The organism is Streptomyces sp. RFCAC02 (assembly GCF_004193175.1).
In the GTDB taxonomy this organism is placed as follows: Bacteria; Actinomycetota; Actinomycetes; order Streptomycetales; family Streptomycetaceae; genus Streptomyces.
Genome location: NZ_SAUH01000001.1, coordinates 2727780 through 2752799, shown reverse-complemented (window position 1 = coordinate 2752799; position 25020 = coordinate 2727780). Strand labels below are relative to the sequence as shown.

Annotated in this window: 28 protein-coding genes; 14 read left to right on the top strand and 14 right to left on the bottom strand. The window is 73.5% G+C overall.

All coding sequences use genetic code 11. The annotated features are described in order from the left end of the window. Nucleotides 1–4 precede the first annotated feature (4 nt). Together EMA09_RS12785 and ccsB are read left to right on the top strand one after the other, a co-directional pair. Nucleotides 5–1882 carry a cytochrome c biogenesis protein ResB gene (locus EMA09_RS12785; RefSeq protein ID WP_129841188.1) on the top strand — a complete coding sequence of 626 codons (1878 nt, stop codon included), beginning with the start codon at nt 5–7 and terminating at the stop codon, nt 1880–1882. Continuing rightward, nucleotides 1882–2985 (top strand): c-type cytochrome biogenesis protein CcsB, encoded by a 1104-nt coding sequence (gene ccsB, locus EMA09_RS12780; RefSeq protein WP_129844001.1) that lies wholly within the window; start codon nt 1882–1884, stop codon nt 2983–2985. Before EMA09_RS12785 ends, ccsB begins: the two co-directional genes overlap by 1 nt. A gap of 87 nt (nt 2986–3072) precedes the next feature. Here ccsB and EMA09_RS12775 read toward each other — a convergent pair whose 3' ends face one another. Further along, the gene (locus EMA09_RS12775) at nt 3073–3498 is read right to left on the bottom strand and encodes a PLD nuclease N-terminal domain-containing protein (RefSeq protein WP_129841187.1); all 426 of its coding nucleotides are present in this window, start codon (nt 3496–3498) and stop codon (nt 3073–3075) included. A gap of 89 nt (nt 3499–3587) precedes the next feature. On the opposite strand from EMA09_RS12775, the gene EMA09_RS12770 reads away from it, so the two are divergent. Next, entirely contained in the window at nt 3588–5039 is a 1452-nt protein-coding gene (locus tag EMA09_RS12770; protein WP_129841186.1) for a menaquinone biosynthesis decarboxylase, read from the top strand. Beyond that, nucleotides 5036–5941, top strand: coding sequence for a menaquinone biosynthesis prenyltransferase MqnP (gene mqnP, locus EMA09_RS12765; protein ID WP_129841185.1), 906 nt, complete (start codon nt 5036–5038; stop codon nt 5939–5941). Before EMA09_RS12770 ends, mqnP begins: the two co-directional genes overlap by 4 nt. Nucleotides 5942–5975: 34 nt before the next feature. On the opposite strand, the gene EMA09_RS12760 is transcribed toward mqnP, so the two are convergent. Continuing rightward, nucleotides 5976–7127: a PQQ-dependent sugar dehydrogenase gene (locus EMA09_RS12760; protein ID WP_129841184.1), complete on the bottom strand. Its 1152-nt coding sequence runs from the start codon at nt 7125–7127 to the stop codon at nt 5976–5978. A gap of 33 nt (nt 7128–7160) precedes the next feature. Beyond that, on the bottom strand, nt 7161–7463 hold the full coding sequence (locus EMA09_RS12755) for a hypothetical protein (RefSeq protein WP_129841183.1): 303 nt from the start codon (nt 7461–7463) through the stop codon (nt 7161–7163). A gap of 176 nt (nt 7464–7639) precedes the next feature. Between EMA09_RS12755 and EMA09_RS12750 the strand changes: the two genes are divergently transcribed. Together EMA09_RS12750 and EMA09_RS12745 are read left to right on the top strand one after the other, a co-directional pair. After that, nucleotides 7640–8626 carry a bifunctional lytic transglycosylase/C40 family peptidase gene (locus tag EMA09_RS12750; RefSeq protein ID WP_129841182.1) on the top strand — a complete coding sequence of 329 codons (987 nt, stop codon included), beginning with the start codon at nt 7640–7642 and terminating at the stop codon, nt 8624–8626. A 206-nt stretch (nt 8627–8832) separates the two neighbouring features. Beyond that, entirely contained in the window at nt 8833–9495 is a 663-nt protein-coding gene (locus EMA09_RS12745; protein WP_129841181.1) for a phosphatase PAP2 family protein, read from the top strand. A gap of 9 nt (nt 9496–9504) precedes the next feature. On the opposite strand, the gene EMA09_RS12740 is transcribed toward EMA09_RS12745, so the two are convergent. Next, nucleotides 9505–9696 carry a hypothetical protein gene (locus EMA09_RS12740; RefSeq protein ID WP_129841180.1) on the bottom strand — a complete coding sequence of 64 codons (192 nt, stop codon included), beginning with the start codon at nt 9694–9696 and terminating at the stop codon, nt 9505–9507. Nucleotides 9697–9776: 80 nt separating this feature from the next. Between EMA09_RS12740 and EMA09_RS12735 the strand changes: the two genes are divergently transcribed. Then, nucleotides 9777–10574 (top strand): hypothetical protein, encoded by a 798-nt coding sequence (locus EMA09_RS12735; protein WP_129841179.1) that lies wholly within the window; start codon nt 9777–9779, stop codon nt 10572–10574. Nucleotides 10575–10599: 25 nt separating this feature from the next. On the opposite strand, the gene EMA09_RS12730 is transcribed toward EMA09_RS12735, so the two are convergent. Continuing rightward, complete coding sequence (locus EMA09_RS12730) at nt 10600–10902, bottom strand: metal-sensitive transcriptional regulator (protein WP_129841178.1); 303 nt, start codon at nt 10900–10902, stop codon at nt 10600–10602. 194 nt (nt 10903–11096) lie between these two features. Here EMA09_RS12730 and pstS point away from each other — a divergent pair, with 194 nt between their 5' ends. From pstS to EMA09_RS12705, 5 genes are all read left to right on the top strand, one after another. Then, a complete protein-coding gene (gene pstS, locus EMA09_RS12725) occupies nt 11097–12200 on the top strand; it encodes a phosphate ABC transporter substrate-binding protein PstS (protein WP_240796368.1) in 1104 nt (367 codons plus the stop codon). After that, the gene (pstC, locus tag EMA09_RS12720; RefSeq protein WP_129841176.1) at nt 12197–13165 is read left to right on the top strand and encodes a phosphate ABC transporter permease subunit PstC; all 969 of its coding nucleotides are present in this window, start codon (nt 12197–12199) and stop codon (nt 13163–13165) included. Before pstS ends, pstC begins: the two co-directional genes overlap by 4 nt. After that, on the top strand, nt 13162–14193 hold the full coding sequence (gene pstA / locus EMA09_RS12715) for a phosphate ABC transporter permease PstA (protein ID WP_129841175.1): 1032 nt from the start codon (nt 13162–13164) through the stop codon (nt 14191–14193). The genes pstC and pstA overlap by 4 nt, the downstream gene beginning before the upstream one ends. Before the next feature lie 40 nt (nt 14194–14233). Continuing rightward, nucleotides 14234–15013 carry a phosphate ABC transporter ATP-binding protein PstB gene (gene pstB, locus EMA09_RS12710; RefSeq protein ID WP_129841174.1) on the top strand — a complete coding sequence of 260 codons (780 nt, stop codon included), beginning with the start codon at nt 14234–14236 and terminating at the stop codon, nt 15011–15013. A gap of 99 nt (nt 15014–15112) precedes the next feature. After that, a complete protein-coding gene (locus tag EMA09_RS12705) occupies nt 15113–16006 on the top strand; it encodes an aldo/keto reductase (RefSeq protein ID WP_129841173.1) in 894 nt (297 codons plus the stop codon). A gap of 63 nt (nt 16007–16069) precedes the next feature. On the opposite strand, the gene EMA09_RS12700 is transcribed toward EMA09_RS12705, so the two are convergent. The 7 genes from EMA09_RS12700 to EMA09_RS12670 form a co-directional block, all read right to left on the bottom strand. After that, nucleotides 16070–17068: an inorganic phosphate transporter gene (locus EMA09_RS12700; RefSeq protein ID WP_129841172.1), complete on the bottom strand. Its 999-nt coding sequence runs from the start codon at nt 17066–17068 to the stop codon at nt 16070–16072. A 7-nt stretch (nt 17069–17075) separates the two neighbouring features. After that, nucleotides 17076–17696 carry a DUF47 family protein gene (locus tag EMA09_RS12695; RefSeq protein ID WP_129841171.1) on the bottom strand — a complete coding sequence of 207 codons (621 nt, stop codon included), beginning with the start codon at nt 17694–17696 and terminating at the stop codon, nt 17076–17078. 119 nt (nt 17697–17815) lie between these two features. Continuing rightward, nucleotides 17816–18160, bottom strand: coding sequence for a DUF2516 family protein (locus EMA09_RS12690; RefSeq protein WP_129841170.1), 345 nt, complete (start codon nt 18158–18160; stop codon nt 17816–17818). 106 nt (nt 18161–18266) lie between these two features. Further along, entirely contained in the window at nt 18267–18746 is a 480-nt protein-coding gene (locus EMA09_RS12685) for a hypothetical protein (protein ID WP_129841169.1), read from the bottom strand. Next, the gene (locus EMA09_RS12680) at nt 18746–19108 is read right to left on the bottom strand and encodes a helix-turn-helix transcriptional regulator (RefSeq protein ID WP_129841168.1); all 363 of its coding nucleotides are present in this window, start codon (nt 19106–19108) and stop codon (nt 18746–18748) included. The genes EMA09_RS12685 and EMA09_RS12680 overlap by 1 nt, the downstream gene beginning before the upstream one ends. Nucleotides 19109–19174: 66 nt before the next feature. Further along, nucleotides 19175–20272, bottom strand: a complete 1098-nt coding sequence (locus tag EMA09_RS12675; protein ID WP_129841167.1) for an NADH:flavin oxidoreductase/NADH oxidase — start codon at nt 20270–20272, stop codon at nt 19175–19177. A 32-nt stretch (nt 20273–20304) separates the two neighbouring features. Continuing rightward, nucleotides 20305–21000: a type 1 glutamine amidotransferase domain-containing protein gene (locus EMA09_RS12670; RefSeq protein WP_129841166.1), complete on the bottom strand. Its 696-nt coding sequence runs from the start codon at nt 20998–21000 to the stop codon at nt 20305–20307. Nucleotides 21001–21140: 140 nt separating this feature from the next. Between EMA09_RS12670 and EMA09_RS12665 the strand changes: the two genes are divergently transcribed. Then, a complete protein-coding gene (locus tag EMA09_RS12665; protein ID WP_240796367.1) occupies nt 21141–22061 on the top strand; it encodes a LysR family transcriptional regulator in 921 nt (306 codons plus the stop codon). A gap of 12 nt (nt 22062–22073) precedes the next feature. Here the strand turns inward: EMA09_RS12665 and EMA09_RS12660 are convergent, their stop codons facing one another. Next, nucleotides 22074–22964, bottom strand: coding sequence for a LysR family transcriptional regulator (locus EMA09_RS12660; protein WP_129841165.1), 891 nt, complete (start codon nt 22962–22964; stop codon nt 22074–22076). 102 nt (nt 22965–23066) lie between these two features. On the opposite strand from EMA09_RS12660, the gene EMA09_RS12655 reads away from it, so the two are divergent. Beyond that, the gene (locus EMA09_RS12655; RefSeq protein WP_129841164.1) at nt 23067–24440 is read left to right on the top strand and encodes an MFS transporter; all 1374 of its coding nucleotides are present in this window, start codon (nt 23067–23069) and stop codon (nt 24438–24440) included. A 37-nt stretch (nt 24441–24477) separates the two neighbouring features. Here EMA09_RS12655 and EMA09_RS12650 read toward each other — a convergent pair whose 3' ends face one another. Continuing rightward, on the bottom strand, nt 24478–25002 hold the full coding sequence (locus EMA09_RS12650; protein ID WP_240796366.1) for a hypothetical protein: 525 nt from the start codon (nt 25000–25002) through the stop codon (nt 24478–24480). Between the last annotated feature and the right edge of the window lie 18 nt (nt 25003–25020).

Below are 25020 nucleotides of genomic sequence, written 5' to 3'. Positions count from 1 at the left end.
CGCCATGACCGACGACACGGCGCCCGACGGCACCGGCCCCGGCCGGGCGGCCGACGAGCACGACGAGCAGGGGGAACACGGCGACGGCCCCCCGGAACGCGACGACGCCACCGGCGGGCTGAGCACCGCGCCCGCCGAGGACGACGGCACATCCGTCCCCGGCTCGTTCGGCGGCACGCGCGCCCCCGGCGTGCTCGGCGCGCTGGCGTGGACGGGGCGCGAGACGCTCGGCTGGGCGCGCTGGTTCTGGCGGCAGCTCACGTCGATGCGCATCGCGCTGCTGCTGCTGTTCCTGCTGGCGCTCGCGAGCGTCCCCGGATCGCTCATCCCGCAGCAGAACAACGACGAGCTGGCCGTCCGGGACTTCCGCGAGCGCAACCCCGGCCTCGCCGACTTCTACGACACGCTGCAGCTCTTCCACGTCTACTCGTCGGTGTGGTTCTCGGCGATCTACCTGCTGCTCTTCATCTCCCTCGTCGGCTGCATCCTGCCGCGGACCTGGCAGTTCGTGGGGCAGCTCCGCAGCCGCCCGGCGCGCGCGCCGCGCCGGCTCGACCGCATGCCGGCGTACACGACCTGGCGCACCGAGGCCGCGCCGGACGAGGTCCTGGACACCGCGCACCGCCTGCTGAAGCGCCGCAGGTTCAGGACCGACCGGCGCGACGACGCCGCCGGCAGGGCGCACGTCGCCGCCGAGAAGGGCTACCTCCGCGAGGCGGGGAACCTCCTGTTCCACCTGTCCCTGGTGGTCCTGCTGATCGCGTTCGCCGTGGGCCGCATGTTCTACACGGAGGGCTCGAAGCTCCTCGTCGAGGGCAGCAGCTTCGTCAACAACGTCACGGTCCTCGACGACTTCGAGGGCGGCCAGCTCTACGACCTGAACGACCTGGAGCGCTTCAGCTTCACCCTGGACGACTTCCGCGCCGAGTTCGCCGACTCGGGACCCGACATCGGCACGCCGGAACTGTTCGAGGCCGACGTCTCCTACCACGAGGACGACGGCACCGAGCGGCACACCACGATCGACGTCAACACCCCGCTGCGCATCGGCGACACCCGCGTCCGCCTGATCGGGCACGGCTTCGCGCCGGTGGTGACCGTCACCGACGCCGAGGGCAATGTCGCCTACCGCGACTCCGTCCCGTTCCTGCCGCAGGACGCCGCGCTCACCTCGACCGGCGTCGTCAAGGTCCCGGACTACGTGGGCCCCGACGGCGAGCCGGACCAGCTCGGCTTCCAGGGCCTGTTCAACCCGACGTACGCCCTCGACGAGGTGAACGGCCCGCACTCCACGTTCCCCGAGGCCCTCGACCCGCGGCTCACGCTGAACGTGTACCACGGCGACCTCGGCGTCAACTCCGGCCTGCCGCAGAACGTCTACCAGCTCGACACGACGCACCTCGACCAGCTCACCGACGACAGCGGCGAACCCCTCAGGTTCACGCTCACGGAGGGCGAGTCGTACGAGCTGCCGGACGGCCGCGGCACCATCACGTTCGAGGGCCTGGAGCAGTGGGCCACCTTCCAGGTGACCACCCGGTCCGGGAACACCTGGGCGCTCGTCGGCGCGCTGGCCGCCGTCGTCGGGCTCGTCGGGTCGCTGCTGCTCCAGCGGCGCCGCGTGTGGGTGCGTGCCTGGACGGGCGGCGACGGGCTCACCGTCGTCGAGATGGCGTCGCTCGGCCGGACCGAGTCGGCGCGCGTCCCGCAGGAGCTGGCCGGCCTCGCCGACCGCCTCGCCGCCGACGCCCCCCTCGTGCCCGACGATCCCGACGGCGATCCGGACGGCGGCGGACCGCCCGGCGACGACACCGACGACGGCGGGCCGTCCGACGACGACACCGCCTCCGAGTCCGCCCCTGCCGAAGGAGCACGCAGATGATGCACGTCGTGACCCTCGCCGCCGACGAGAACCTGGCCGACACGAGCAACGTGCTCGTGTACTCGGCCATGGCGGTGTACGCCCTGACCTTCCTCGCCTACACCGCCGAGTGGATCCTCGGCAGCCGCAGCAAGGTGGCCAGGACCGCCGCCGCGCTGACCGCCGAACGCGCCGCCGACGCGGCCGCCGTACCGGCGCAGCGCCCGTCCGTGACCGTCCGCTCCAGGGGCGGCACGGACGTCCTGGAGCGGCCGCAGGTCGTCACGCGGTCGTCCACACCGGCGCGGGACGCCGTACCGGACGGCCCCGGCGCGGCCGGCGGGGACGAGCGCGGCGACACCTACGGCCGGATCGCGGTGTCCCTGACGGTGCTGGCGTTCGCGCTGCACCTCCTGGGCGTCGTGACGCGGGCCGTGGCCGTGGAGCGCGGCCCGTGGGGCAACATGTACGAGTTCTCCGTCGCGCTCGGCGTCGTCGCCGTCGCCGGCTTCCTCGGGTTCCTCCTGTTCCGCGTGGACGTCCGCTGGCTCGGCCTGCCCCTCATCACGACGGTGCTGCTCGACCTCGGCCTCGCCGTCACGGTGCTGTACAACGAGCAGACGCAGCTCGTGCCGGCGCTCGACTCGATGTGGATGTGGATCCACGTGCCGCTCGCGATCATCTGCGGCGGCCTGTTCTTCCTCGGCGCGATCGCTTCGGGGATGTTCCTCTTCCGCGACCGGTACGAGTCGAAGCTGGAGGCCGGGCAGACGCCCGGCCGGTTCGCCGCCTCGGTCATGGAGCGGCTCCCCTCCGCCCTGACGCTCGACCGCTTCGGCTACCGCATCAACGCCGCCGTCTTCCCGGTGTGGACCTTCACGATCATCGCCGGCGCCATCTGGGCGGAGACCGCGTGGGGCCGCTACTGGGGCTGGGACCCGAAGGAGACGTGGGCGTTCATCACCTGGGTCGTGTACGCCTGCTACCTGCACGCCCGCGCCACGGCCGGGTGGAAGGGGCGGCGGGTCGCGTACCTCGCCGTCATCGGGTTCACCTGCTTCCTGGTGAACTACTTCGGCGTGAACATCTTCTTCAACAGCCTCCACGGCTACGGCGGCGTCTGAGCCCGCCGGCCGGTCACCCGCACGGGCGACGGCCCCCGCACCCGGATCGTGGATCACCGGGTGCGGGGGCCGTTTCGCGCCGTACGGTCAGGGCCGGTCGGGGCCGCCCGCGGGGTTGTCGTCGTCGGAGTCGTTCGGGGAGGAGTCCTTCAGGCGCTCCTCACGGCGCCGCAGGTCCTCCTCCCAGTTCTCCAGGAGCTCACGGTCCTGCGCGGACTCGGCGCGCCGCGCCTCGTCGTCGTCCCGCCGGGCGCCGTCGCCCAGCGAACGCAGGAATTCGGGGTTGTCGTCCGGAGCGACCCACTGCACCGAGCCGCGGCCCCCGGAGGGCGTACGGCGACGGCGGCCCACCAGGATCCAGGCGAGCGCGCCGAGCAGCGGGGCGAGGACGATGAGCGCGATCCACAGCAGCTTCGGAAGGTGACGGACGTCCTCGTCGTCGGAGCTGATGCAGTCCACCAGGGCGTAGATGGCCAGCGCTAGCGGCACCAGGAACAGCAGCACCCTGAGCATGGTAGTTCCCCCTGGGCGGTATGGACCGGAGCCCTGCGGTCAGGCCCCCTGACCGAAACCAGGGTAATGCGTCCGGAATACTGAGCGGCATGGCGTATGACGACCTTCGCGGCCTGCTGAAGGCCCTCGAACGGGACGGTGACCTCAAGCGGGTCAGGGCCGAGGTCGATCCCCACCTGGAAGTGGGGGAGATCACCGACCGCGTGAACAAGGCGGGCGGCCCCGCGCTCCTCTTCGAGAACGTGAAGGGGTCGGACCTCCCGCTCGCCATGAACGTCTACGGCACCGACCGCCGCCTGCTGAAGGCGCTCGGCCTGCCGTCGTACGACGCGATCGGGGACCGCATCGGCGGGCTGCTCAAGCCCGAGCTGCCGCACGGCTTCGTCGGCGTGCGGGAGGCGTTCGGCAAGCTCGCCTCGATGAGCCACGTGCCGCCGAAGAAGGTGCGCGGCGGACCCGTGCAGGAGATCGTGCTCAAGGGCGACGACGTGGACCTCGACGCGCTGCCCGCGCTGTTCACCTGGCCCGAGGACGGCGGCTCGTTCTTCAACCTCGGCCTCACGCACACCAGGGACCCGGAGACGGGCGTGCGGAACCTCGGGCTGTACCGGCTCCAGCGCCACGACCGCCGCACGATCGGCATGCACTGGCAGATCCACAAGGACAGCAGGAACCACTACCAGGTCGCGGCGCGGCGCGGCGAGCGGCTGCCGGTGGCGATCGCGTTCGGCTGCCCGCCGGCCGTGACGTACGCCTCGACGGCGCCGCTCCCCGGGGACATCGACGAATACCTGTTCGCCGGGTTCCTGCAGGGGCAGCGGGTGGAGATGGTCGACTGCGTGACCGTTCCGCTGCAGGTGCCGGCGAAGGCCGAGGTGGTGCTCGAGGGCTGGCTGGAGCCGGGGCGCGAGCTGCCGGAGGGGCCGTTCGGCGACCACACGGGCTTCTACACGCCGCAGGAGCCGTTCCCTGCGCTGACGATCGACTGTGTGACGATGCGGCGGAAGCCCGTCCTCCAGTCGATCGTGGTGGGCCGGCCGCCGACCGAGGACGGGCCGCTCGGCCGGGCGACCGAGCGGTTCTTCCTGCCGCTGCTGAAGGTCATCATCCCGGACATCGTGGACTACCACCTGCCGGAGGCGGGCGGCTTCCACAACTGCGCGATCGTCTCGATCGACAAGAAGTACCCGAAACACGCGCAGAAAGTGATGTCGGCGGTGTGGGGCGCCCACATGATGTCCCTCACGAAGCTGATCGTCGTGGTGGACGCCGACTGCGACGTGCACGATCTGCACGAGGTCGCCTGGCGGGCGCTCGGCAACGTGGACTACGCCCGTGACCTGCTGCTCACGGAGGGACCCGTGGACCACCTCGACCACGCCTCGTACCAGCAGTTCTGGGGCGGCAAGGCCGGGATCGACGCGACGGCGAAGTGGCCGGGCGAGGGGTACACGCGGGACGGCGGCTGGCCGCACATGGTCGTCTCCGACCCGGGGACGGCGGAGCGGGTCAGCCGGCGCTGGAAGGAGTACGGGCTGTGACGGCGACGGTGGCGGGCGGTTCCGGGACGGGCCGGGTGCGGGCGTTCCTGCGGCTGGTGATGATCGAGCACTCGGTCTTCGCGCTGCCGTTCGCGTACATCGCGACGCTGACGGCGATGTTCCTGGACGGCTCGGAGACGGTGGCGTGGGGGACGCTGGTGCTCGTCACGGTCGCGATGGTGGGGCTGCGGACGTTCGCCATGGCGGCGAACCGCGTCATCGACCGCGAGATCGACGCCCGCAACCCGCGTACGGCCGGGCGTGAGCTGGTCACCGGCGCCGTGTCGGTGCGGACGGCGTGGACGGGCGCGTTCGTGGCGCTCGCGGTGTTCCTGGGCGCCGCGGCCATGCTGAACCCGCTGTGCCTGGTCCTCGCGCCGGTCGCGGTCGTCCCGATGGTGGTCTATCCGTACGGCAAGCGGTTCACGGACTACCCGCACGCGATCCTCGGCCTGGCGCAGGCGATGGGGCCGGTCGGCGGCTGGCTCGCGGTGACCGGCGCCTGGTCGTGGGAGGCGGTGATACTGGGCGTGGCGGTCGGCCTGTGGATCGGCGGCTTCGACCTGATCTACGCCTGCCAGGACGTGGCGGCGGACCGCGGGCACGGGGTGCGTTCCGTGCCGGCGCGGTTCGGCGTCGCGGGGGCACTGTACGGGGCACGCGTGTGCCACGCAGTGACGATGGCGCTGTTCGTCTGGTACGCGGCGGCGACGGACGCGGGGGCGTTCCTCTGGGCGGGGCTCGCGGTGGTGGCGGGCGCGTTCGTCTACGAGCACGGGATCGTGAAGCCGGGCGACCTGTCGCGGCTGAACCGGGCGTTCTTCTCGGTCAACGGCTTCGTGGGGATCTCGCTGTTCGTGTTCGCGCTGCTCGACCTGGCGGTGCGGGGGCTGCGCGTCTGAGGCCCGGTCCGGTGACGCCGGGTGACGGGGTGATTCAGGACACGTCGAGGCCGAGGAGGCCCTGTCCGGCGCTGTCGAGGAGCCAGACGGTGCCGTCGGCGGGTGCCTGGACGGCCTGGGGCGAGGTGAGGGCGCCGTCGTCGGTGAGCAGCGGCTGCGGCTCGGCGACGAGGTCGTCGCCGTCGAGAGGCAGGCGCCACAGGGCGGGCACGGCGGGGTCGGCGACCCAGAGCGACCCGGCGGCGTACGCGAGCCCGCGCGCCTGCGCGCCGCTGTCGGTCCACTGGTGCACGGGCGGGACATCGGTGCTCGTGGACCCGGGGACGACGGGACCGACGGCGGGACCGCCCCCGGCACCCGAATCGACGGCCCACAACCGCCCCGCCGCGTCGAACGCGAGCCCGGTGACATCGGCGAACCCGGACGCGTAGACGAGCGACCCCTGCTGCGGATTGTCGGCGGGCACGCGCCCGTCGGGCTCCATGCGGAGCACCTTGCCGGCGGGCGACTCGGGATCGGCGGCCACCTGCGGCTGCCCGGCATCACCGGTGCCGACGTACAGCATCCCGTCGGGACCGAAGGCCATGGCGCCGCCGCGGTGCCGGTCCGACAGGGGCAGGGGACCGGCGAGCGTGGCCGGTGAACTGCCGAGCCGTTCGCCGGGCGACCGGGAACCGTAATAACTGAAGCGGGCGACGCGCGCCGTGCTCTCCTGGGCGTAGTAGACGTACAGCCAGCCGTTGCCGGACGCGTCGAAGTCCGGCTCGACCGCGATGCCGTACAGCGCTGTCGCGTCGTTCACCGCGCCGATGTCCGTCGTGGCGCCGTCCGGCGCAACGTGCTGGATCACGGCGGTGTCCGACGAGCCCACGAGGAGGCTCCCGTCCGGGAGCGGCACCACACAGCACGACGTCGGGGAGTCCACGGCCAAGGTGTCGACGACCGTGGCTGTGCCCTGGGCCGGTGCCGGGTCCTGCGTCGGTTCCGGTGCCTCATCGGAGGGGGCGGGGCTCTCCGGCGAGTCCGATGGCGGAGACGACTCTTCCGGCTGTCCGGGATCGTCGTCCGCCCCGGGGTCCTGTTCACCGCTGCCGGCCGGGACGAGCCCCTCACGTTCGGCGCGGTCCGCCGCGGGCCCGACCGAGCAGCCCGCGGCCGCCGCGACGACGACGAGGGCGGCCACCACACGGCCCACTGTCCGCACCGGCCCGCGCATGCCCTAGATCGACATCCCGTAGATGATGGTGAACAGGGTGCCCAGGGACCCGATGATGAAGACACCGGTCAATCCCGCCACGATCAGCCCCTTGCCCTGTTCGGCGCTGAAGCTGTCGCGGGTCGCGGTGGAACCGATGCGCTGCTGGGCCGCGCCCCAGATGGCGATGCCGAGACAGATCAGGATGGCGAGCGCCATGATCACCTGAATCATGGTCCGCGCCTGGTCGCCCACGGCGGCGAACGGTCCCCAGTCTGGTGCGATGCCACCAATGATGCTGTCGATGTTGTCCTCGTCTTCATCCACCGAACTCACCGCCTTTCTGGCACCTGTTGCCTACCTCATCGGATTGTGCCACGCCCGAGGCGTGGAAGGGGGCCTCGGTGTCGGTGGCTTGGGGAAAGTGCGTGACTGCCCGTCACCGCCCGCCCGTGGCCGGATGACGGTGGCGAACTCGGCCGCGGGTGGGGGACAGTTGGTGCATGCGGAAGGTGCTGTATGTCGTCGGTGGCGGCGTCGGGCTGCTCGCCTGCTTCATGGCGCTGCTCGTCGTCGGGGTGTACGGCGCCGCGGCCGGGCTCCTCGGCGGCGGCTCGGGCAGCGGATCCGGCGGACGGCTCGCCACCAACGCCGTCCCCGCCGAGTACGCGGACCTCATCCAGCGGTACGGCAACGCCTGCCCCACCCTCAGCCCCGCCATTCTCGCCGCCCAGCTCAACCAGGAGAGCGGCTTCAACGCCCGCGCCGCCAGCTCGGCCAACGCCCAGGGCATCGCCCAGTTCATCCCCTCCACCTGGGCCGCCCACGGCCTCGACGGCAACGGCGACGGCGTCGCCGACGTCTGGGACCCCGCCGACGCCATCCCCTCGGCCGCCTCCTACGACTGCATCCTCGCCGAGGACGTGAAGGACGTCCCCGGCGACCCGGTCGCCAACATGCTGGCCGCCTACAACGCCGGCCCCTACGCCGTCATCAAGTACGGCGGCGTCCCGCCCTACGAGGAGACGCGGAACTACGTCGAGGTGATCCTCCGGTCCGCCGCCTCGTTCGCCGCGCCGGAGACGGACGGCCGGCTCGCCACCACCGAACAGGCCGCGGGCGCCATCGAATACGCCCAGGACAAGCTCGGCACGCCCTACCTCTGGGGCGGCGACGGCACCCCCGAGGACGGCGGCCGGTTCGACTGCTCCGGCCTCACCAAGGCCGCCTTCGCGTCCGTCGGCATCGAGCTGCCCCGCGTCGCCAACGACCAGTGGGCCGCGGGCCCGCACCCCTCGCGGGACCAACTCGCCCCCGGGGACCTCGTGTTCTTCGCGTATGATCTTCAGGATTCACGGAGTATTCATCACGTCGGCATCTACGTCGGCGGCGGGTACATGATCAACGCCCCCTACACCGGGGCCGAGATCCGCTACGACCCGATCGATTCTCCTGATTACTTCGGGGCTACCCGCCCCACCGCCGGGTGACCTTCCGGCCACCCGGTGTGAGAAGTCCCCGGTGAACCCCGCGCCCGCGGCGGCCTCCCGTTGCTGTTCGATAACGCTGTCGTGACCCTTCGGTGGACAGCGGCACTCGGGGGGATGGAGTGGGCGTTACCTGTACCGGAACAGGGGCTCCTCCCCCTGCCGCGCCCGGCAGGGTCCCCCACAGCACGAAGGGGCCGCAACGGCACATGGCTGGACTCGATAACCCCGATGTCGAGCTGGACATCCTCCACGGCGTGAACGGCCTGGCCGAACGCCTCCCCGGCTGGGCCGCCGACGCCGTCGCGTTCCTCGGCGAGTACGGCATACCCCTCGCCCTCGTCGCCCTGGTCGCCGTCGCGTGGCTGCGCGTACGCACGCGCCCCGACGCTTCCGCGGCCGTCGCCGGGCTCCTGTGGGCCGGGCTCGCCGCCGGGCTCGCCCGGCTCGTGAACATCCCCATATCCGAGTTCGTCGAACGGCCGCGCCCGTTCGTCGACCACCCCGACGAGGTCACCGCCCTGGTCGGCGGCAAGGAGGGCTGGTCGTTCGTCAGCGACCACGCGTCCGCCGCCATGGCCATCGCCGTCGGCGTCCTCCTCGTCCACCGCACCCTCGGGCTCATCACCCTCGCCCTCGCCCTGTGCCAGGGCTTCGCCCGCGTCTTCGTCGGCGTGCACTACCCGAGCGACGTGATCGGCGGCTTCGCCCTCGGCACGGCCGTCGCGCTGCTGCTCGCCCCCGTCGCCATGTCCCTGCTGACGCCGCTCGTCCGCACGCTGAGCGGTACGCGGCCCCTCGGCTGGCTCAGCGCCCCCGCGGATCCCGGACCCGCCGAACGGCCGGGCCGCCGCCCCGGTCTCGCCGCCTGACCCGCGCCCTCAGCCGGCCGCCGCCAGGTGCGCCGCCGCTTCGGCGCGCGCCAGGGGCCGCGAGCGCCGCGCCGACCCGTACCAGCCGCAACTGCACTCCGGTGCGAGGAACGGCCCGCGCTCCGTCAGCGCGATCCGGTGCCGCACCGGCTCGGCGCCGCCGCCCCGGTCCGCCGCGCGGTCCCCAGCCTGTTCCTCCACCCGACCACCGTAACGGCCGTCCCCGGATCTCGTTAGGCGAGGCAGGTCCGATACGACGGGTATGGGGGTGTCGGCAGATCATGCGGGTCTCGCGGCGCACGCTCACCAGCGGGAAGGTCGCCCTGTTCGCGGCCGGGGTCACCCTCGCCGCCTCCGGATGCACGGGTACGGGCGCGGCGGCGCAGGGTGGTACGGAGGACGCCGGCGAGGTCGTCCGGCGGGCGCCCGACGTCCTGGCCGACGCCGGCACCTCCCGGGCCACCACCGCCATGCAGATGGTGACCGGCGGCACGCGGATCACGATCGAGGGCCGCGGCGGCTTCGACTTCGCCGGCCGCACCGGTGAGCTGCGGCTGACCCTCCCCGAGGGCGACGCGGTCACCGAGGTGTTCGTCCCCGGCCTCCTCTACATGAAGAACCGCGGCGCCGGCGTCCCCGCCGACAAGTGGGTCCGCATCGACGTCGACACCCTCAGCGACGGCAACCTCGTCACCGGCGGCGCCACCGACCCCCTCACGGCGGCCGAGCTGCTGCGCGGCGTCGCGCACGCCGCCGACCTCGGCTGGACCGACGTGGACGGCGAGTCCCTGCGGCACTACCGGGGCGTCACCGACATCGCCGTCGCCGCCGAGCGGGCCACGGGGGAGACCCGCGAGCAGCTCGCGTGCGCCGTCGGCGGCTTCACCGACACCCGGGTGCCGTTCGACGCCTACCTGGACGGCCAGGGGCGGCTGCGCAAGGTGCGGCACCAGTTCAGCTTCGCCGGGGGCGGCGGCGGGGTCGAGGTGGCGTCCACCGTCACGCTGGAGGACTTCGGCGCACCGGTGCAGGTGGTGCTGCCGGACACGGGGGAGGTGTACGCGGGGGCGGTGGCGTAACGGTTCGGCGGCGTACGGTCCCCGGTCAGGTGCGCAGCAGACGCGCGATGGCGGCGGTGGCCTCCTCGACCTTGGCGTCGATCTGCGGGCCGCCCTGCTGGGCCGCGTGCGCGACGCAGTGCCGCAGGTGCTCGTCGAGCAGCTGGAGGGCGAACGACTGGAGGGCCTTGGTGGAGGCGGAGACCTGGGTGAGTATGTCGATGCAGTACACGTCCTCCTCGACCATGCGCTGGAGGCCGCGGATCTGGCCCTCGATGCGGCGCAGCCGTTTGAGGTGCGCGTCCTTGTCCTTGCTGTACCCGTGCGGCCCTGCGCTCGAATCGGTCATATCGCCCTCCCGGTCTCATATACCCCTGATGGGTATAGCGTAACGAACGCGCGCCGGGGCGGGCGGTGAGGTCCGCCTCCCGGCAACCTGTGCGACCGATGGAATTCATCTTCTCTTCACTCATGCCCATCGGACACTTCACCTCGGTCTGCCTACTTTCGTCGGAGAGGGGCGACGGGAAGGAACGGACGACAGTGAAGCCACTCCTCGGCGCGGCCGTCCTGGCCTTCGGCGCCGTGGCGCTCACCGCCTGCGGTTCCGACGACAATTCCGGCCTCCCCGGGGCCGTGCGGTTCTCGCCGAAGGACATCCGCTGCGCGTCCGGCGGCGGCACGCTGCTGTCCTCCGGATCGAGCGCCCAGGCCAACGCGATGGAGGTCTGGGTGAACAGCTACCAGGCGAATTGTGACGGCTCCCGCGTCACCTACAAGGCCACCGGCTCCGGCGCCGGCGTGCAGGAGTTCCTCCAGGGCACGACCGCGTTCGCCGGTACGGACGCGCCGCTCACGGACGCCGAGACGGCCGCGTCGCGGTCCGTGTGCGCGGACGGCGGGCGCGCCGTCCACCTGCCGATGCTGGCCGGCCCCATCGCCGTCGGCTACAACCTGCCGGGCGTCGACGGCCTGGTCCTGGACGCGCCGACCCTCGCCCGGATCTTCGACTCGGCCGTCGACCGCTGGGACGACCCGGCCATCGCCCGGCTCAACCCCGACGCCGACCTCCCCGACCTGCCCATCACGCCGTTCCACCGCTCCGACGGCTCCGGCACCACGGCCAACTTCACCGCCTACCTCGCCGCCGCCGCCCCCGACGCATGGCCGCACGAGCCCGACAAGACCTGGCGCGGCCGGGGCGGGCAGTCGGCGGACGGCTCGTCCGGGCTCATCGGGCAGGTCCAGCAGAACGAGGGCGCCATCGCGTACGTCGAGCTGTCCCACGCGCACCGCAACGGCGTCGCCACCGCCCGCCTCGACACCGGCGCGGGCCGTCCGGTGGCCCCCCGCGTCGAGACCGCGTCGCGGGCCGTCGACCGCGCCCGCGTGACCGGCGAGGACGGCGACCTCGTCCTCACCCTCGACCACACGGCCCGCTCACCCGGCGTCTACCCCATCGTCCTCATCACCTACGAGATCGTCTGCGACCGCGGCAACCGCCCCTCGACCCTGCCGCTGACCCGCGCGTTCCTCGGCTACACGGCGAGCGACCAGGGGCAGCGCGACCTCGCGGGCATCGACTACGCGCCGCTGCCCGACCGGCTGGCCGAGCAGGTCCGCGAACGCGTGGCGGGGCTGTCGTGAGCGCCCGGGACCGGTCGCGCCGCGCCCCGGGGCACCGTTCCGCCGAGCGCCGCGGCGACCGGGTGTTCCGCGGCCTGTCCCGCGGCTCGGGCGTCACGCTGCTCGTGGTGATGGCGGCCATCGCGGCGTTCCTCGCGGTCCGCTCCGTCATCGCCGTCCGCCACGACGAGGGCAACTTCCTCACCACCTTCGAGTGGGACGCGAACGCCGACCCGCCCGTCTTCGGCATCGCGGTCCTCCTGTTCGGCACGGTCGTCAGCTCGGTCGTCGCGATGGTCCTCGCGGTCCCGGTCGCCATCGGGATCGCCCTGTTCCTCACGCACTACGCGCCGCGCCGCCTGGCCGCGCCCCTGAGCTACCTCGTGGACCTGCTGGCGGCCGTCCCGAGCATCGTCTACGGCCTGTGGGGCGCGCTGTACCTCGTGCCGCGCCTCACCGGCCCCTACCTGTGGCTCGACCAGTGGTTCGGCTGGACGGGCGTCCTCGCGTACGACGGGACGCCCGCCAGGTCCCTCATGACGGCCGGCCTGCTGCTCGCCGTCATGATCCTGCCGATCGTGACGAGCGTGACGCGCGAGGTGTTCCGGCAGGCGCCCGCCGGGCCGCAGGAGGCGGCGCTCGCGCTGGGCGCCACCCGGTGGGAGGTCATCCGCATGACGGTCCTGCCGTTCGCCAGGTCAGGGATGATCAGCGCGTCGATGCTCGGGCTCGGCCGCGCGCTCGGGGAGACGATGGCGGTCGCCACGGTCCTGTCGCCCGGCTTCTTCATCGAGGCGAGCCTGCTGGAGTCGGGCGGCGCCACGTTCGCCCAGAACATCGCGAGCCAGTTCAAGGAGGCCGGGTCGATGGGCCGGGACGCGCTGATCGCCTCCGGGCTCGTCCTGTTCCTCCTCACGCTGCTGGTGAACGGCGCCGCCCGCCTCCTGATCGCCCGCCGCGCCGAGTACTCGGGGGCCGCCGCGTGACCGGCACCCTCCGTCCGCCCCGGCTGCCGCGCTGGACGCCCGCCGCCCTGCTGACCGGTTCCGTCGCCGTCGGCGCCCTCGCGGGCGTGCTCGCCGGGCTGCGCAGCCACGCGCAGTGGGGCGTGATCGCGGCCGCCGTCTTCGTCACCGCCACGTTCGCGCTCACCGCGCGGGTCGAGGGCAGGCGGCGTGCCGTGGACCGGCTGGCGGCCCTCGCCGTGTGGGCCTGCTTCATCGTCGCGCTGCTGCCGCTGCTGTCCCTGCTGTGGGAGACCGTCGGGCGCGGCCTGCCAGGCGTCGACTGGTACTTCCTCACCCACTCGATGAACGGCGTCCTGTCCTGGCAGCCGGGCGGCGGCATCTACCACGCCGCGCTGGGCACGCTGGAGCAGGTCCTGATCGCCTCGGTGCTGGCGCTGCCCCTCGGTCTCCTGACGGCGGTCTACCTCGTGGAGTACGGGCGCGGCCGGCTGCGGACGGCGATCACGTTCTTCGTGGACGTCATGACGGGCATCCCGTCGATCGTGGCCGGCCTGTTCGTCCTCAGCCTGTGGATCATGATGCTCGGCTTCGGCTACTCGGGGCTGGCCGGCGCGTTCGCCCTGGCGATCCTCATGCTGCCGATCGTCGTGCGGTCCACCGAGGAGATGCTGAAGCTCGTCCCGGCCGAGCTGCGGGAGGCGGCGCTCGCGCTGGGCGTGCCGAAGTGGCGCGTGATCCTGCGGATCGTGCTGCCGACCGCCGTCGGCGGCATCGCGACCGGGGTGATGCTGGCGCTCGCGCGGATCGCGGGGGAGACGGCGCCGATCATCCTGCTCGTCTTCGGCACCGGCATGATCAACGCGAACGTGTTCGACGGCGCCCAGTCGTCGCTGCCGCTGTACGTGTACGAGCAGTGGTCGTTCGGCACGGAGCCCGCGTACGACCGTGCGTGGGCCGCGGCGCTCGTGCTGATCGCCTTCGTCATGCTGCTGAACCTGGCGGCCCGCGCCGTGGCCCGCTGGAAGGCCCCGTCGTCCGGCCGCTGAGCCGCCGCCGGGACGGAACCGAGGAGGAAGTCACCCGATCATGGCCAAACGCATCGACGTCGGCGGACTGACCGCGTACTACGGCGCGCACGCGGCGATCGAGGACATCAGCCTGCACGTCGAGCCGGGGGCCGTCACGGCGTTCATCGGCCCGTCCGGCTGCGGCAAGTCCACGTTCCTGCGGACGCTGAACCGCATGCACGAGGTCACGCCCGGCGGCCGCGTCGAGGGCACCGTCCTCCTCGACAACGAGGACCTGTACGGCCCCGGCGTCGACCCGGTGGCCGTGCGGCGCACCGTCGGCATGGTCTTCCAGCGGCCGAACCCGTTCCCCACCATGTCGATCTACGACAACGTGGCGGCCGGCCCGCGGCTGAGCGGACGGCGCGTCCGCAGGGCGGAGCTCGACGCCGTCGTCGAGCGGAACCTCCGTGCCGCCCACCTGTGGGACGAGGTGAAGGACCGCCTGCACCGGCCGGGCGCCGGCCTGTCCGGCGGCCAGCAGCAGCGGCTGTGCATCGCCCGCGCGACGGCCGTCGAACCGGAGGTGCTGCTGATGGACGAGCCGTGCTCGGCGCTCGACCCCATCTCGACACTCGCCATCGAGGACCTGATCGGGCAGCTCAAGAAGCGCTACACGATCGTCATCGTCACCCACAACATGCAGCAGGCCGCCCGCGTCTCGGACCGCACGGCGTTCTTCAACCTGTCCGGCGTCGGGCAGCCGGGCCGCCTCGTCGAGGTCGGCGACACGCACAAGATCTTCAGCAACCCGTCCGTCCAGGCCACCGAGGACTACATCTCCGGACGCTTCGGGTGACCGGCGCTCCGCCACACCGTCGCGCGGCGGCGGCCCGCGCCCGGCCGCACCGGGCATGATCACCGGGAACCGCCCAGTCCAGCGAGGGATGATCACGTCATGGCACGAAACGAGCGAACGGCCGCCGCGTCCGGCACCTTCCGGATCGGGGGCGACCTGGAGGTCACCCGCCTCGGCTACGGCACCATGCAGCTCACCGGCCCGGGCGTCTGGGGCGACCCGGCCGACCCGGCCGAGGCCCTGCGCGTGCTGCGCCGCACCCGCGACCTCGGCATCACCTTCATCGACACGGCCGACGCGTACGGCCCCTTCACCGCCGACCTGCTGCTGCGCGAGGCGCTCCACCCCTACGACGACGACCTGGTCATCGCCACGAAGGTCGGCCACACCCGCCCGGGTCCCGACGTCTGGGTGCCGCTCGGCCGCCCGGAGTACCTGCGACAGCAGGTCGAGCTGAACCTCCGCCACCTCGGCGTCGAGCGCATCGACCTGCTGCAGCTCCACCGCGTCGACCCGCGGGTGCCGCTCGCCGACCAGGTCGGCACCCTCGCCGAACTCCGCGACCAGGGCAAGATCCGCCACCTCGGCCTGAGCCAGGTCACCGTGGCGCAGCTCGAGGAGGCGCGGCGCACGGCCCCGATCGTGTCCGTCCAGAACCTCTACAACCTCGCCGACCGGTCCGACGAGGACGTGCTCGAGTACGCCGAGGCACACGGCATCGCGTTCATCCCGTGGTTCCCGCTCGCGACGGGCGCCCTGGCCGCCGGCGACAGCCCGCTGACGCGCATCGCCGCCGACCGCGGCGTCGCGCCGTCCCAGCTCGCCCTGGCGTGGCTGCTGCGGCGCTCCCCGGTCGTCCTCCCCATCCCCGGCACGTCGTCGGTGGCCCACCTGGAGGAGAACGCGGCGGCAGCCACCGTCGAACTGACCGACGACGAGTTCACCGCACTGGCGGCGGCGACGGAGAACACCACCCCGGACGACGCGGCCTGACCCGTGGGCACGGCCCCGCGCGTCCGTCCGGCGGCCCGGCCGCCGCCGGCCGGCCGGCCGCGGTCAGTGGGTGAAGAAGTGCACCACCCAGTAGCACAGCGCCGCCACGGCGCCGGCCGCCGGCATCGTGATGAACCAGCCCGCCACGATGCTTTTCGCGACGCCCCACCGCACCGCGCTGATCCGGCGGGTGGCGCCCGCGCCCATGATCGCCGAGGTGATCACGTGGGTCGTGGAGACCGGGGCGTTGAAGACGTAGGAGGCCGAGTAGAGGACGGAGGCCGCGGTCGTCTCGGCGGCGAAACCGCGCGGCGGGTCCAGCTCGATGATGCGGCGGCCCAGCGTCCGCATGATGCGCCAGCCGCCCGCGTACGTGCCGAGCGACAGCATCGCGGCGCACGACAGCTTCACCCAGACGGGGATGGCGTCGCTCTCGTCCTCCACGTCGGCGATGACGAGGGCCATCACGACGATGCCCATCGCCTTCTGCGCGTCCTGCAGGCCGTGGCCGAGGGCCATGCCCGCCGCGGACACCGTCTGCGCCATCCGGAACCCGCGCTGGGCGCGGTGCGGGTTGGCGCGGCGGAAGAGCCACAGGATGCCGACCATCACCAGGTAGCCGAGCAGCAGTCCGATGACCGGCGACACGAACATCGGTATGACGATCTTGCTGAACACGCCGCCCCAGTGCACGGCTGAGCTGCCCGCGAGCGCCGCGCCGATCATGCCGCCGAACAGGGCGTGCGACGACGACGAGGGTAGACCGTAGTACCAGGAGATGAGGTTCCACGCGGTGGCGCCGAGCAGCGCGGCGAACAGGATCGTCATGCCCCGGTCGCCGGTCGGGGTGTCGATGATCCCCTCGCTGACCGTCTTGGCGACGCCGCTGCCGAGGAAGGCGCCGGCGAGGTTCATCACGGCCGCCATGCCGAGCGCGACGCGCGGCGTCAGGGCGCGGGTGGAGATCGAGGTCGCGATGGCGTTCGCGGAGTCGTGGAAGCCGTTGGTGTAGGTGAAGAAGAGGGCGGTGCCGACCACCACGATGAGGGCGAGCGTGTCCACGGCCGGCTCAGGACTCCTTGACGACGATCGTCTCCACCGTGTTGGCGACGGCCTCGAACGCGTCCGCGGCCTCCTCCAGCACGTCGACGATCTGCTTGAGCTTCATGACCTCCATCGGCCCGTAATTGCCGTTGAAGAGGTGGGCGAGAAGGCGGCGGTGGATCTGGTCGGCCTGGTTCTCCAGCCGGTTGACCTCGATCCAGTACTCGTTCAGCCGCTCCATGGTGCGGAGGTTCGGCATGGCCTCGGCGGTCAGCTCGGCGGCCCTGCCCAGGACCTCGATCTGCTGCTCGACGCCCTTGGGGAGCTCGTCGATCTCGTACAGCACGACGAGGTCGACGGCCTCCTCCATGAAGTCCATGATGTCGTCGAGGCGCGAGGCCAGGCGGTAGATGTCCTCGCGGTCGAACGGGGTGATGAAGCTGGAGTTGAGCTGGTGGAAGATCGCGTGCGTGGCGTCGTCGCCCGCGTGCTCGGCGGCACGCATGCGGTCCGCGATCTCGACGCGCGTAGCGGGCTCGGCGCCCAGGAGCTCCATGAGCAGCTTGGAACCGCTCAGCACGTTGTCGGCCGCCGTGGCGAACAGTGCGTAGAAGCTCGTCTCCCGTGGGGTCAGGCGAAAGCGCACTACTTTTCCTCTGGCGTTCATCAAGCGGGTGTCCCCGCTGATGCTACGGGCAGATTCCGGCCACGGCTAACCCTGGATGCGTGGGGTTTTTCTCATCCGTCGCGCCCCCCGCGGTGGGGTCAGCGGTTGCCGTTGTACGGGCCGTACGGGCCGTCGCTGCTGCTCCAGCCCCCGCCGCCGCGCCCGCCGCGGCCCCCGGTGACGGAGCGCACGGCCGGCCGCACGTCGACCAGGTAGACGATCGTCGCGACCGTCGCGGCGAGGATCAGCACGAGCATGGCCAGGAAGAACTGCACCGCGACCGCGATGCCGAGGATCAGCAGCCAGAACGGCTTCGTCTGCTTGTCGGCGGCGCGGAAGGCGTCCTCGCGCTGGAACAGCGCGTGCACCAGCGCGTAGACGCTCATCAGGAGCAGGGCCGCGAAGATCCAGCCCACCGGGGAGCCGAGGTCGGGCAGAAGCATTCCGTCACCACCATGTCGATCGACCTGTCGTCGTCCCCTCCACGCTACCGGCCGGGAGGCGCCCGGCGTAGTGAGCGCTACCGGCCGGTACCCGGGGACGGCGCGGTCACGCCTGCGGCGGCGTCTTCTTCGGGGCGGTCCTGCGGGCCGCGGTGCGCCGGGGCTTGGGCGCCGCCTTCTCCCCGGCGTCCGGCGCCGCCTCGGCGGCGGGCTCGGTGACGGGCTCGGTCACGGGTTCGGTGACCGGCTCGGTGACGGGCTCGGTGCGCTCGACCCGGACGTCGTCCCCGGCAGCGGCCTCGTCGGCACGGCGCCGCTCCACGACGGTGCGGCCGCGCTCGGCGAGGCCGTCGTACGCCTCGCGCGCCTTGACCGCGTACTCCAGGGCGATGCCGACGCCCTGCATCGCGACCGCCTGCGCCTGCTCGCGCAGCTTCGGCAGCCGCTCGGGGGCCTCGGCGCGCAGCCGCTCGAACGCGGCGGGCAGCTCGCGCAGCTTCTGCGCGGCCAGGTCGGCCGTGCCGGCGGCCACGTACAGCGGCGTGGCGTCGGCCAGGGACTTGCGGAGGTCGTCGGTGAGGGCCATCAGCGGTTCTCCTTGCGGAACGATTCGTAGATCTGGAGCAGTGCCTGCTTCTGCTGATCGGTGAGACCGGAATCGGCCAGGACCGCTTCCCGCACTCCGGTCGGCGGCTGCCCGGCCGCGGGCTCCTGCACACGCTCGTCGAGGATCCCGGCCTGGACGTACAGCGTCTCCGCGGAGATCCGCAGCCCCTTGGCGATCTGCTGGAGGATCTCCGCGCTGGGCCTGCGCAGCCCGCGTTCGATCTGGCTCAGGTACGGGTTGGAGACGCCAGCCGCCTCGGCGAGCTGCCGGAGCGACAGTTTCGCCTGCCGCCGCTGCTCGCGCAGGAACGCGCCGAGATCCCCCACTCCGAGTGAAGCCATGCTCCCCAGGGTGCCCCAGGTCGCTAACTATTGCAAGCAACCTGCTTGCGCCATGCCGCACAGGGGTCAGGACCGCCGGCGGCGCTCCGCGCGCTCGTACTGGAGGGGGAGGGGGTGCTCCACGCCGAGCGTGCGGGCGGCCCGGCGCGGCCAGTACGGGTCGAGCAGCAGCTCGCGGCCCAGCGCCACGGCGTCGGCCTCGCCGTTCGCGAGGATCTTCGCCGCCTGCTCCGGGTCGGTGATCAGGCCGACGGCGGCGGTCGGCACGCCGGCCTCGCGGCGCACCCGCTCGGCGAACGGCACCTGGTAGCCCGGCCCGGACGGGATGCGGGCCGCCGGCAGGTTGCCGCCGGTGGAGACGTGGATCAGGTCCGCGCCGTGCTCCGCGAGGAGGGCGGCGAGGCGCACGGTGTCGTCCGCCGTCCAGCCGTCCGGCTCGATCCAGTCGGTGGCCGACACGCGGAAGAACACGGGCGTGTCCTCCGGGACGGCGGCCCGTACGGCGTCGGCGACCTCGACGGCGAGACGGGCACGGTTCCCGAACGAGCCGCCGTACGCGTCCGCGCGGTCGTTGGAGACGGGGGAGAGGAACTCGTGCAGCAGGTAGCCGTGGGCGGCGTGGACCTCGATGACCTCGTACCCGGCGGCGACGGCGCGGCGCGCGGCCCGCGCGAAGTCGTCCACGACGCGGCGTATGCCGTCCTCCGTCAGGGCCTGCGGGACGGGCTTCCCCTCGTCGAACGGCACGGCGCTCGGCGCGACGGGCTCCCAGCCGCGCTCGCCGGCCGGAAGCGGCCGCCCGCCGAGGAACTCCTTGTCGGTGCTGGCCTTGCGGCCCGCGTGCGCGAGCTGGACGCCGGGGACGACGCCCTGCTCGCGGAAGAAGGCCGTGAGCCGGCGGTGCCCCTCGGCCTGGGCGTCGTTCCAGATGCCGAGGTCCCACGGCGTGATGCGGCCCTCGGGGGACACGCCCGTGGCCTCCACCAGGATCAGCCCCGGACCGCCGACGGCGCGGGCGCCGTAGTGCTGGACGTGCCAGTCGGTGGGGGTGCCGGTGGCGGGGCCGTCGGCGGGCGCGCTGTACTGGCACATCGGCGCCATCCACACCCGGTTCGGGAGGGTGACTCCGCGCAGGGTCAGGGGTGTGAAGAGGCTGGTGGACACGGGATCTCTCCTCGGTGGTGCGGGGGTGGGGGTCAGGCGAGCCGCTCGGCCAGCGCGGCGGCGAGCGGCGCGGAGGACGCCGGGTTCTGGCCGGTGAGCACGGTCCTGTCGGTCACGACGTGCGGCGCCCAGGGCTCGCCCGTCTCGACGCGCAGGCCGGCCTCCGCCAGCCGGTCCTGGAGCAGCCAGGGGGCCTTGGCGGCGCTGCCGGCCTGCCGCTCCTCCTCGTTGGTGAACGCCGCGACGCGGTGGCCGGCGAAGGCGTTCGTGCCGTCCGCCCTGACGGCCGCGAGCAGGGCGGCCGGGCCGTGGCAGACGACGGCGACGGGCATGCCGGAGTCCAGCGCGCGGGTCAGCAGCGCGCCCGCGTCGGCGTCGGCGGCGAGGTCCTCCATCGGGCTGTGGCCGCCGGGCACGTACACCGCGTCGTAGTCCTCGACGCGGACCCGCGCGATGGCGACGGGGCGCCGGAACTCCGGCGCGGTCTCCACGGTGTGCCGCAGCCGTCCGGCCTCCTCGGGGCCGCCCGCGGCGCCGGGCGCGAGGCTGGCCGGGTCCACGGGGGGCACGACGCCGCCGGGGGTGGCGACGGACACCGCGTGCCCGGCGGCACGGAGGGCCGTCAGCGGCACGACGGCCTCCTCCGCCCAGAAACCCGTGGGGTGCCGGGTGCCGTCGGTCAGCGTCCAGTGGTCGGCGCCGGTCATCACGAAAAGGATCCTGGCCATTGCTCTCTCCTCGAAGGGTCCGCCGGTGGAGCGGTCCCGACGGTAAACCCGCGGCTCATCCGGAAACCAATGCATCGGCCGATCCATTCCATAGGAATTCGCATGACCGCCCGGGTGCGGCCGTGCCTATCCTGTGCGGTGTGACGAACCCGACGACCGGGGGCGCCGGGATCCCGCCGCACACCGACCTCAACCAGCTCCGCACCTTCCTGGCCGTCTACCGCGCGGGCTCCCTCACCGCGGCGGCCCCGCTGCTCGGCCTCTCCCAGCCGACGGTGACGACCCAGATCAGGGCGCTGGAGCGGCGCACCGGACGCGAGCTGTTCACCAGGTCCGCGCGGGGCGTCGAGCCGACGGCGTTCGCGCACGAGCTGGCCGGCCGCCTGGCCGACCCCCTCGACGCCCTCGTCGCGCTGGAGGGAACGGGACCCGGCGCGGACGACCGTACGGTCCCCGTGTACCTCGCGGGACCCGCCGAGCTGCTCTGCACCCGCGCGCTGCCCGCGCTCGCCCCCCTGGTCGCCGGCGGCCTGCGGCTGCGCGTGGCGACCGGCCTGACCGACCCGCTGCTGGACGAACTGCGCGCCGGCCGCCACGACCTCGTGATCTCCACCCGGCGCGTCCGTGGCCGCGCCCTGGTCTCCGTGCCGCTCGCGGACGAGGAGTTCGTGCTGGTCGCCGCGCCGGTGTGGGCGCTCCCGGCGGACGGGGACGTGTGCGCCGCCGTCCGCGCCGTCCCCCTCGTCACGTACGCCGATGACCTGCCGATCGCCCGCAGGTACTGGCGGACGGTGTTCGGCAGGCGGCTCACGGCGCGGGCCGCGCTGACCGTGCCCGACCTGCGGGGCGTGGTGTCGGCCGTGGCGGCGGGCGCGGGCTGTGCCGTCGTGCCGCGCTACCTGTGCGAGGACGAGCTGGCCTCGGGCCGGCTCGTCGTGCTGCACGAGCCGGCGGAGCCGCCCATCAACACGGTGCACCTCGCCGAGCGCCCCGGCGCCGGCGCCAATCCCTGCGTGGTCCGCGTCCGGGAGCGGCTGCGGGAGGCCGCGCGGGCCTGGTAGGCGCCGCCCGGCTCAGCCGCCGGCGACGGCGGCGGCCGCGTAGAGCAGGTCGCGCGTCGCGGGGGCCGACTCGTGCTCGCCGTGCCACACCAGGCGCAGCGCCAGGTCCGGCGCCGGCAGGGGGAGGCGTACGAGGGTCCCGGCGCGCAGCGCGTCGTCCACCGCGAAACGGGGCAGCAGGGCGATGCCGAGGCCCTGCCCGGCCCAGGCGCGCATCACGGGGACGCCGCCCGCGTGCACCCGGGTGGCGTGGGTGCCGATGAGGTGGTCGGCGGCCATGCGGAACGAGCACGCCGCCGCGTTCACCAGCAGGCGTTCGCCCGCGAGGTCGGCGGGCGCCAGGGTGTCCCGTGCGGCCAGCGGGTGCCCCGGCGCGGCGACGAGCGCGAGGGGGACCGTGCCGACGTCGAGGTGGGCCAGGGGCGCGGCCGGCGCGGCGAAGCCGAGGTCGCCGAGCGCGTCGCCCGTGTCGAGGAGCAGTGCCGCCGCGAGGTCGCCCGCCACCACGGCGGCGAGCAGCTCGTCCCTGCGGGTCGCCGCCCGCACCTCGACCGCGAGGCCGGGGCGGCGGTCGGCGAGGCGCGCCAGGACGGCGGGGACGCACGTCGCGGCGATCGTCTCCAGGGCGCCGAGCCGTACGGCGGCGCGGTGGCCCGCGACATCGGCGGCGGCGCGTTCGGCGTCGTCGAGGAGGCGGCGCGCCCAGACGGTCATGCGGTCGCCGGCCGGGGTGGGGCGCATGCCCTGCGGGGTGCGGTCGAACAGCGGGACACCGAGGGACGTCTCCAGGGCGCGGATGTGCGCGGAGACGGAGGAGGGCGCCAGGTCCAGTTCGGCGGCGGCGCGGGTGACGGTGCGGTGGCGGACGACGGCCCGGAACGTCCGCAGGTGGCTGAGCTCCACTGGGTCCCCCGTCCTCTCGCCGCCGGGCGTTCGGCAGTGCCGAACGGAGTGTACGGCGCAGCCGGTGGAGCGCGGCGGGCCGTCCGGCGCAGGCTGCCCGGCATGACAGATGTCCACACCGCCCTGTCCCCTGCCGGGTCCGCCGCGCGCCGGGGGACGGCCCTGTTCGGGATCGCCCTCGGCTACTTCATGGTGCTTCTCGACACGACCGTGCTCTCGGTCGCCGAGCCGGACCTCGCCGACTCGCTGCACACGTCCATGGCGGGCCTCCAGTGGGCGGTGACCGGCTACACCGTCGTCTTCGCCGCCCTGCTGCTGACCGCCGGCGCGGTCGCGGACCGGCTGGGCGCCGACCGGGTGTTCCGGGTCGGCGTGGCGGCGTTCGCCCTGGTGTCGCTGCTGTGCGCCTGCGCGCCCGGCACGGTGTCGCTCGCCGTGCTGCGCGCGGTGCTCGGGGCCGCGGCGGCCGCGTGCGTGCCGTCGTCGCTCGCGCTCATCGGCCGGCTGTACCCCGACCGTGCCGCGTACGCGCGGGCGGTGGCGACGTGGGCCGCCGTCAGCGGCGCGGCCGTCGCGGCGGGGCCGCCCGTCGGCGGGGTGCTGGTGGGGGCGTTCGGCTGGCGGGCGGTGTTCCTGGTGAACGTGCCGCTCGGCGCGGTCGTCCTCGCGCTGACGCTGGGGCGCGGGCTGCCGCGCTGCCCGCGCGGCGACCGGCGGATCGACGTGCCGGCGCAGCTCGCCGCGTGCGCCGCGCTCGCGCTGGTGACGGACGGCGTGGTGGCGGCCGGCGGGCAGCACTGGCCGCACGCCGCGGCGTCGCTGGCGGCCGGGCTGGTGGCGGGGGCGGTGTTCGCGGCGCTCGAACGGCGCTCCGCCGCGCCGGTGCTCGACCCCGGGCTGCTCGGGGCGGCCGGCGCGCGGGCGGGCCTCGCGTCGGGCGCGGCCGTGAACTTCACGCTGACCGGCGGCCTGTTCGTCCTGCCCCTGCTGCTGGAGGACCGGGCGTACGGGCCGGCGGCGACCGGCCTCGCGCTGCTGCCGCTGACGCTGCCGTTCGCGCTGAACCCGCCGCTCACCGGCCGGATCGTGGCCGCGTCCGGGCCGCGCGGTCCGGTGCTGGGCGGGCTCGTGCTGCTGGCCGCCGGGACCGCGCTGCTCGGCGGCGCGCTCGGTACCGGGGCGCCGTACGGGTGGCTGGCCGCGGGGCTGCTGCTGACGGGGCTCGGGGTGTCGTTCGCGCTGCCCGCGCTGGTGGCCGCCGTGGTCGGGGCCGCGCCCGCGGGCTCGGCGGGCGCGGCCGGCGGCCTCGTGAACGCCGTCCGGCAGGTCGGCGCCACGCTGGGCGTCGCGCTGATGGGCGTGCCGCTGACGGTCGCCGGTACGGACGGCGGCGCCGGTGCCCCGGTCGGCGCGTTCGGGATCGCGGCCGTGGTGTGCGCGGGCGCGGCGGTGTGGTTCGCCCGCGCCCGCGCGTGAACCGGCGCTGTCCGCACGGGCCGCGTGCGCGGAGTGGTCAGATGCGGCGGCCCCTGGCCCGCTGATCCTCGACGGATGTGCCGAAGAGCCGCAGGAAGGACGGGGTCATGCAGGCGATGAGTTCGCTCAGTTCCGGATCGCTGAGGTCGTCGAGGCGTACGGCGCCGTCCACCAGGTCGTCGGCCGTGTGCGCCAGGCGTTCGGTCCGCTCCCGGGTGCGGTGGACGCGGGTCCGGTGCTCCACGCCGCTCCTCGGCCCGTCCGCCCCGTCGTCCGCCGGGGCGGCTTCGGGTTCGGGCGGCAGGCGGACGAGTTCCTGGAGGACGTGGTGCTCGGCCTCGGCCTTGAGGAGGCCGAGGCGGCCGACGCGCTGTTCGTGGGTCTCGCCGCCCGGCACCTCGTCCTCGAGGATGAGCAGGTTCCAGAGATCGCCGACCTGCTGTTCCACGAGTTCGCCGAGGCTGGTGAAGAAGGCGGTCGGGTCGGAGAGCCCGGCGCAGCGCTCGGGGAGCCAGCGCCGCCAGTAGGCGTGGGCCTCGACGCCGTACCGGTTGATGGACACAGCGGCGCGTTCTCCTTC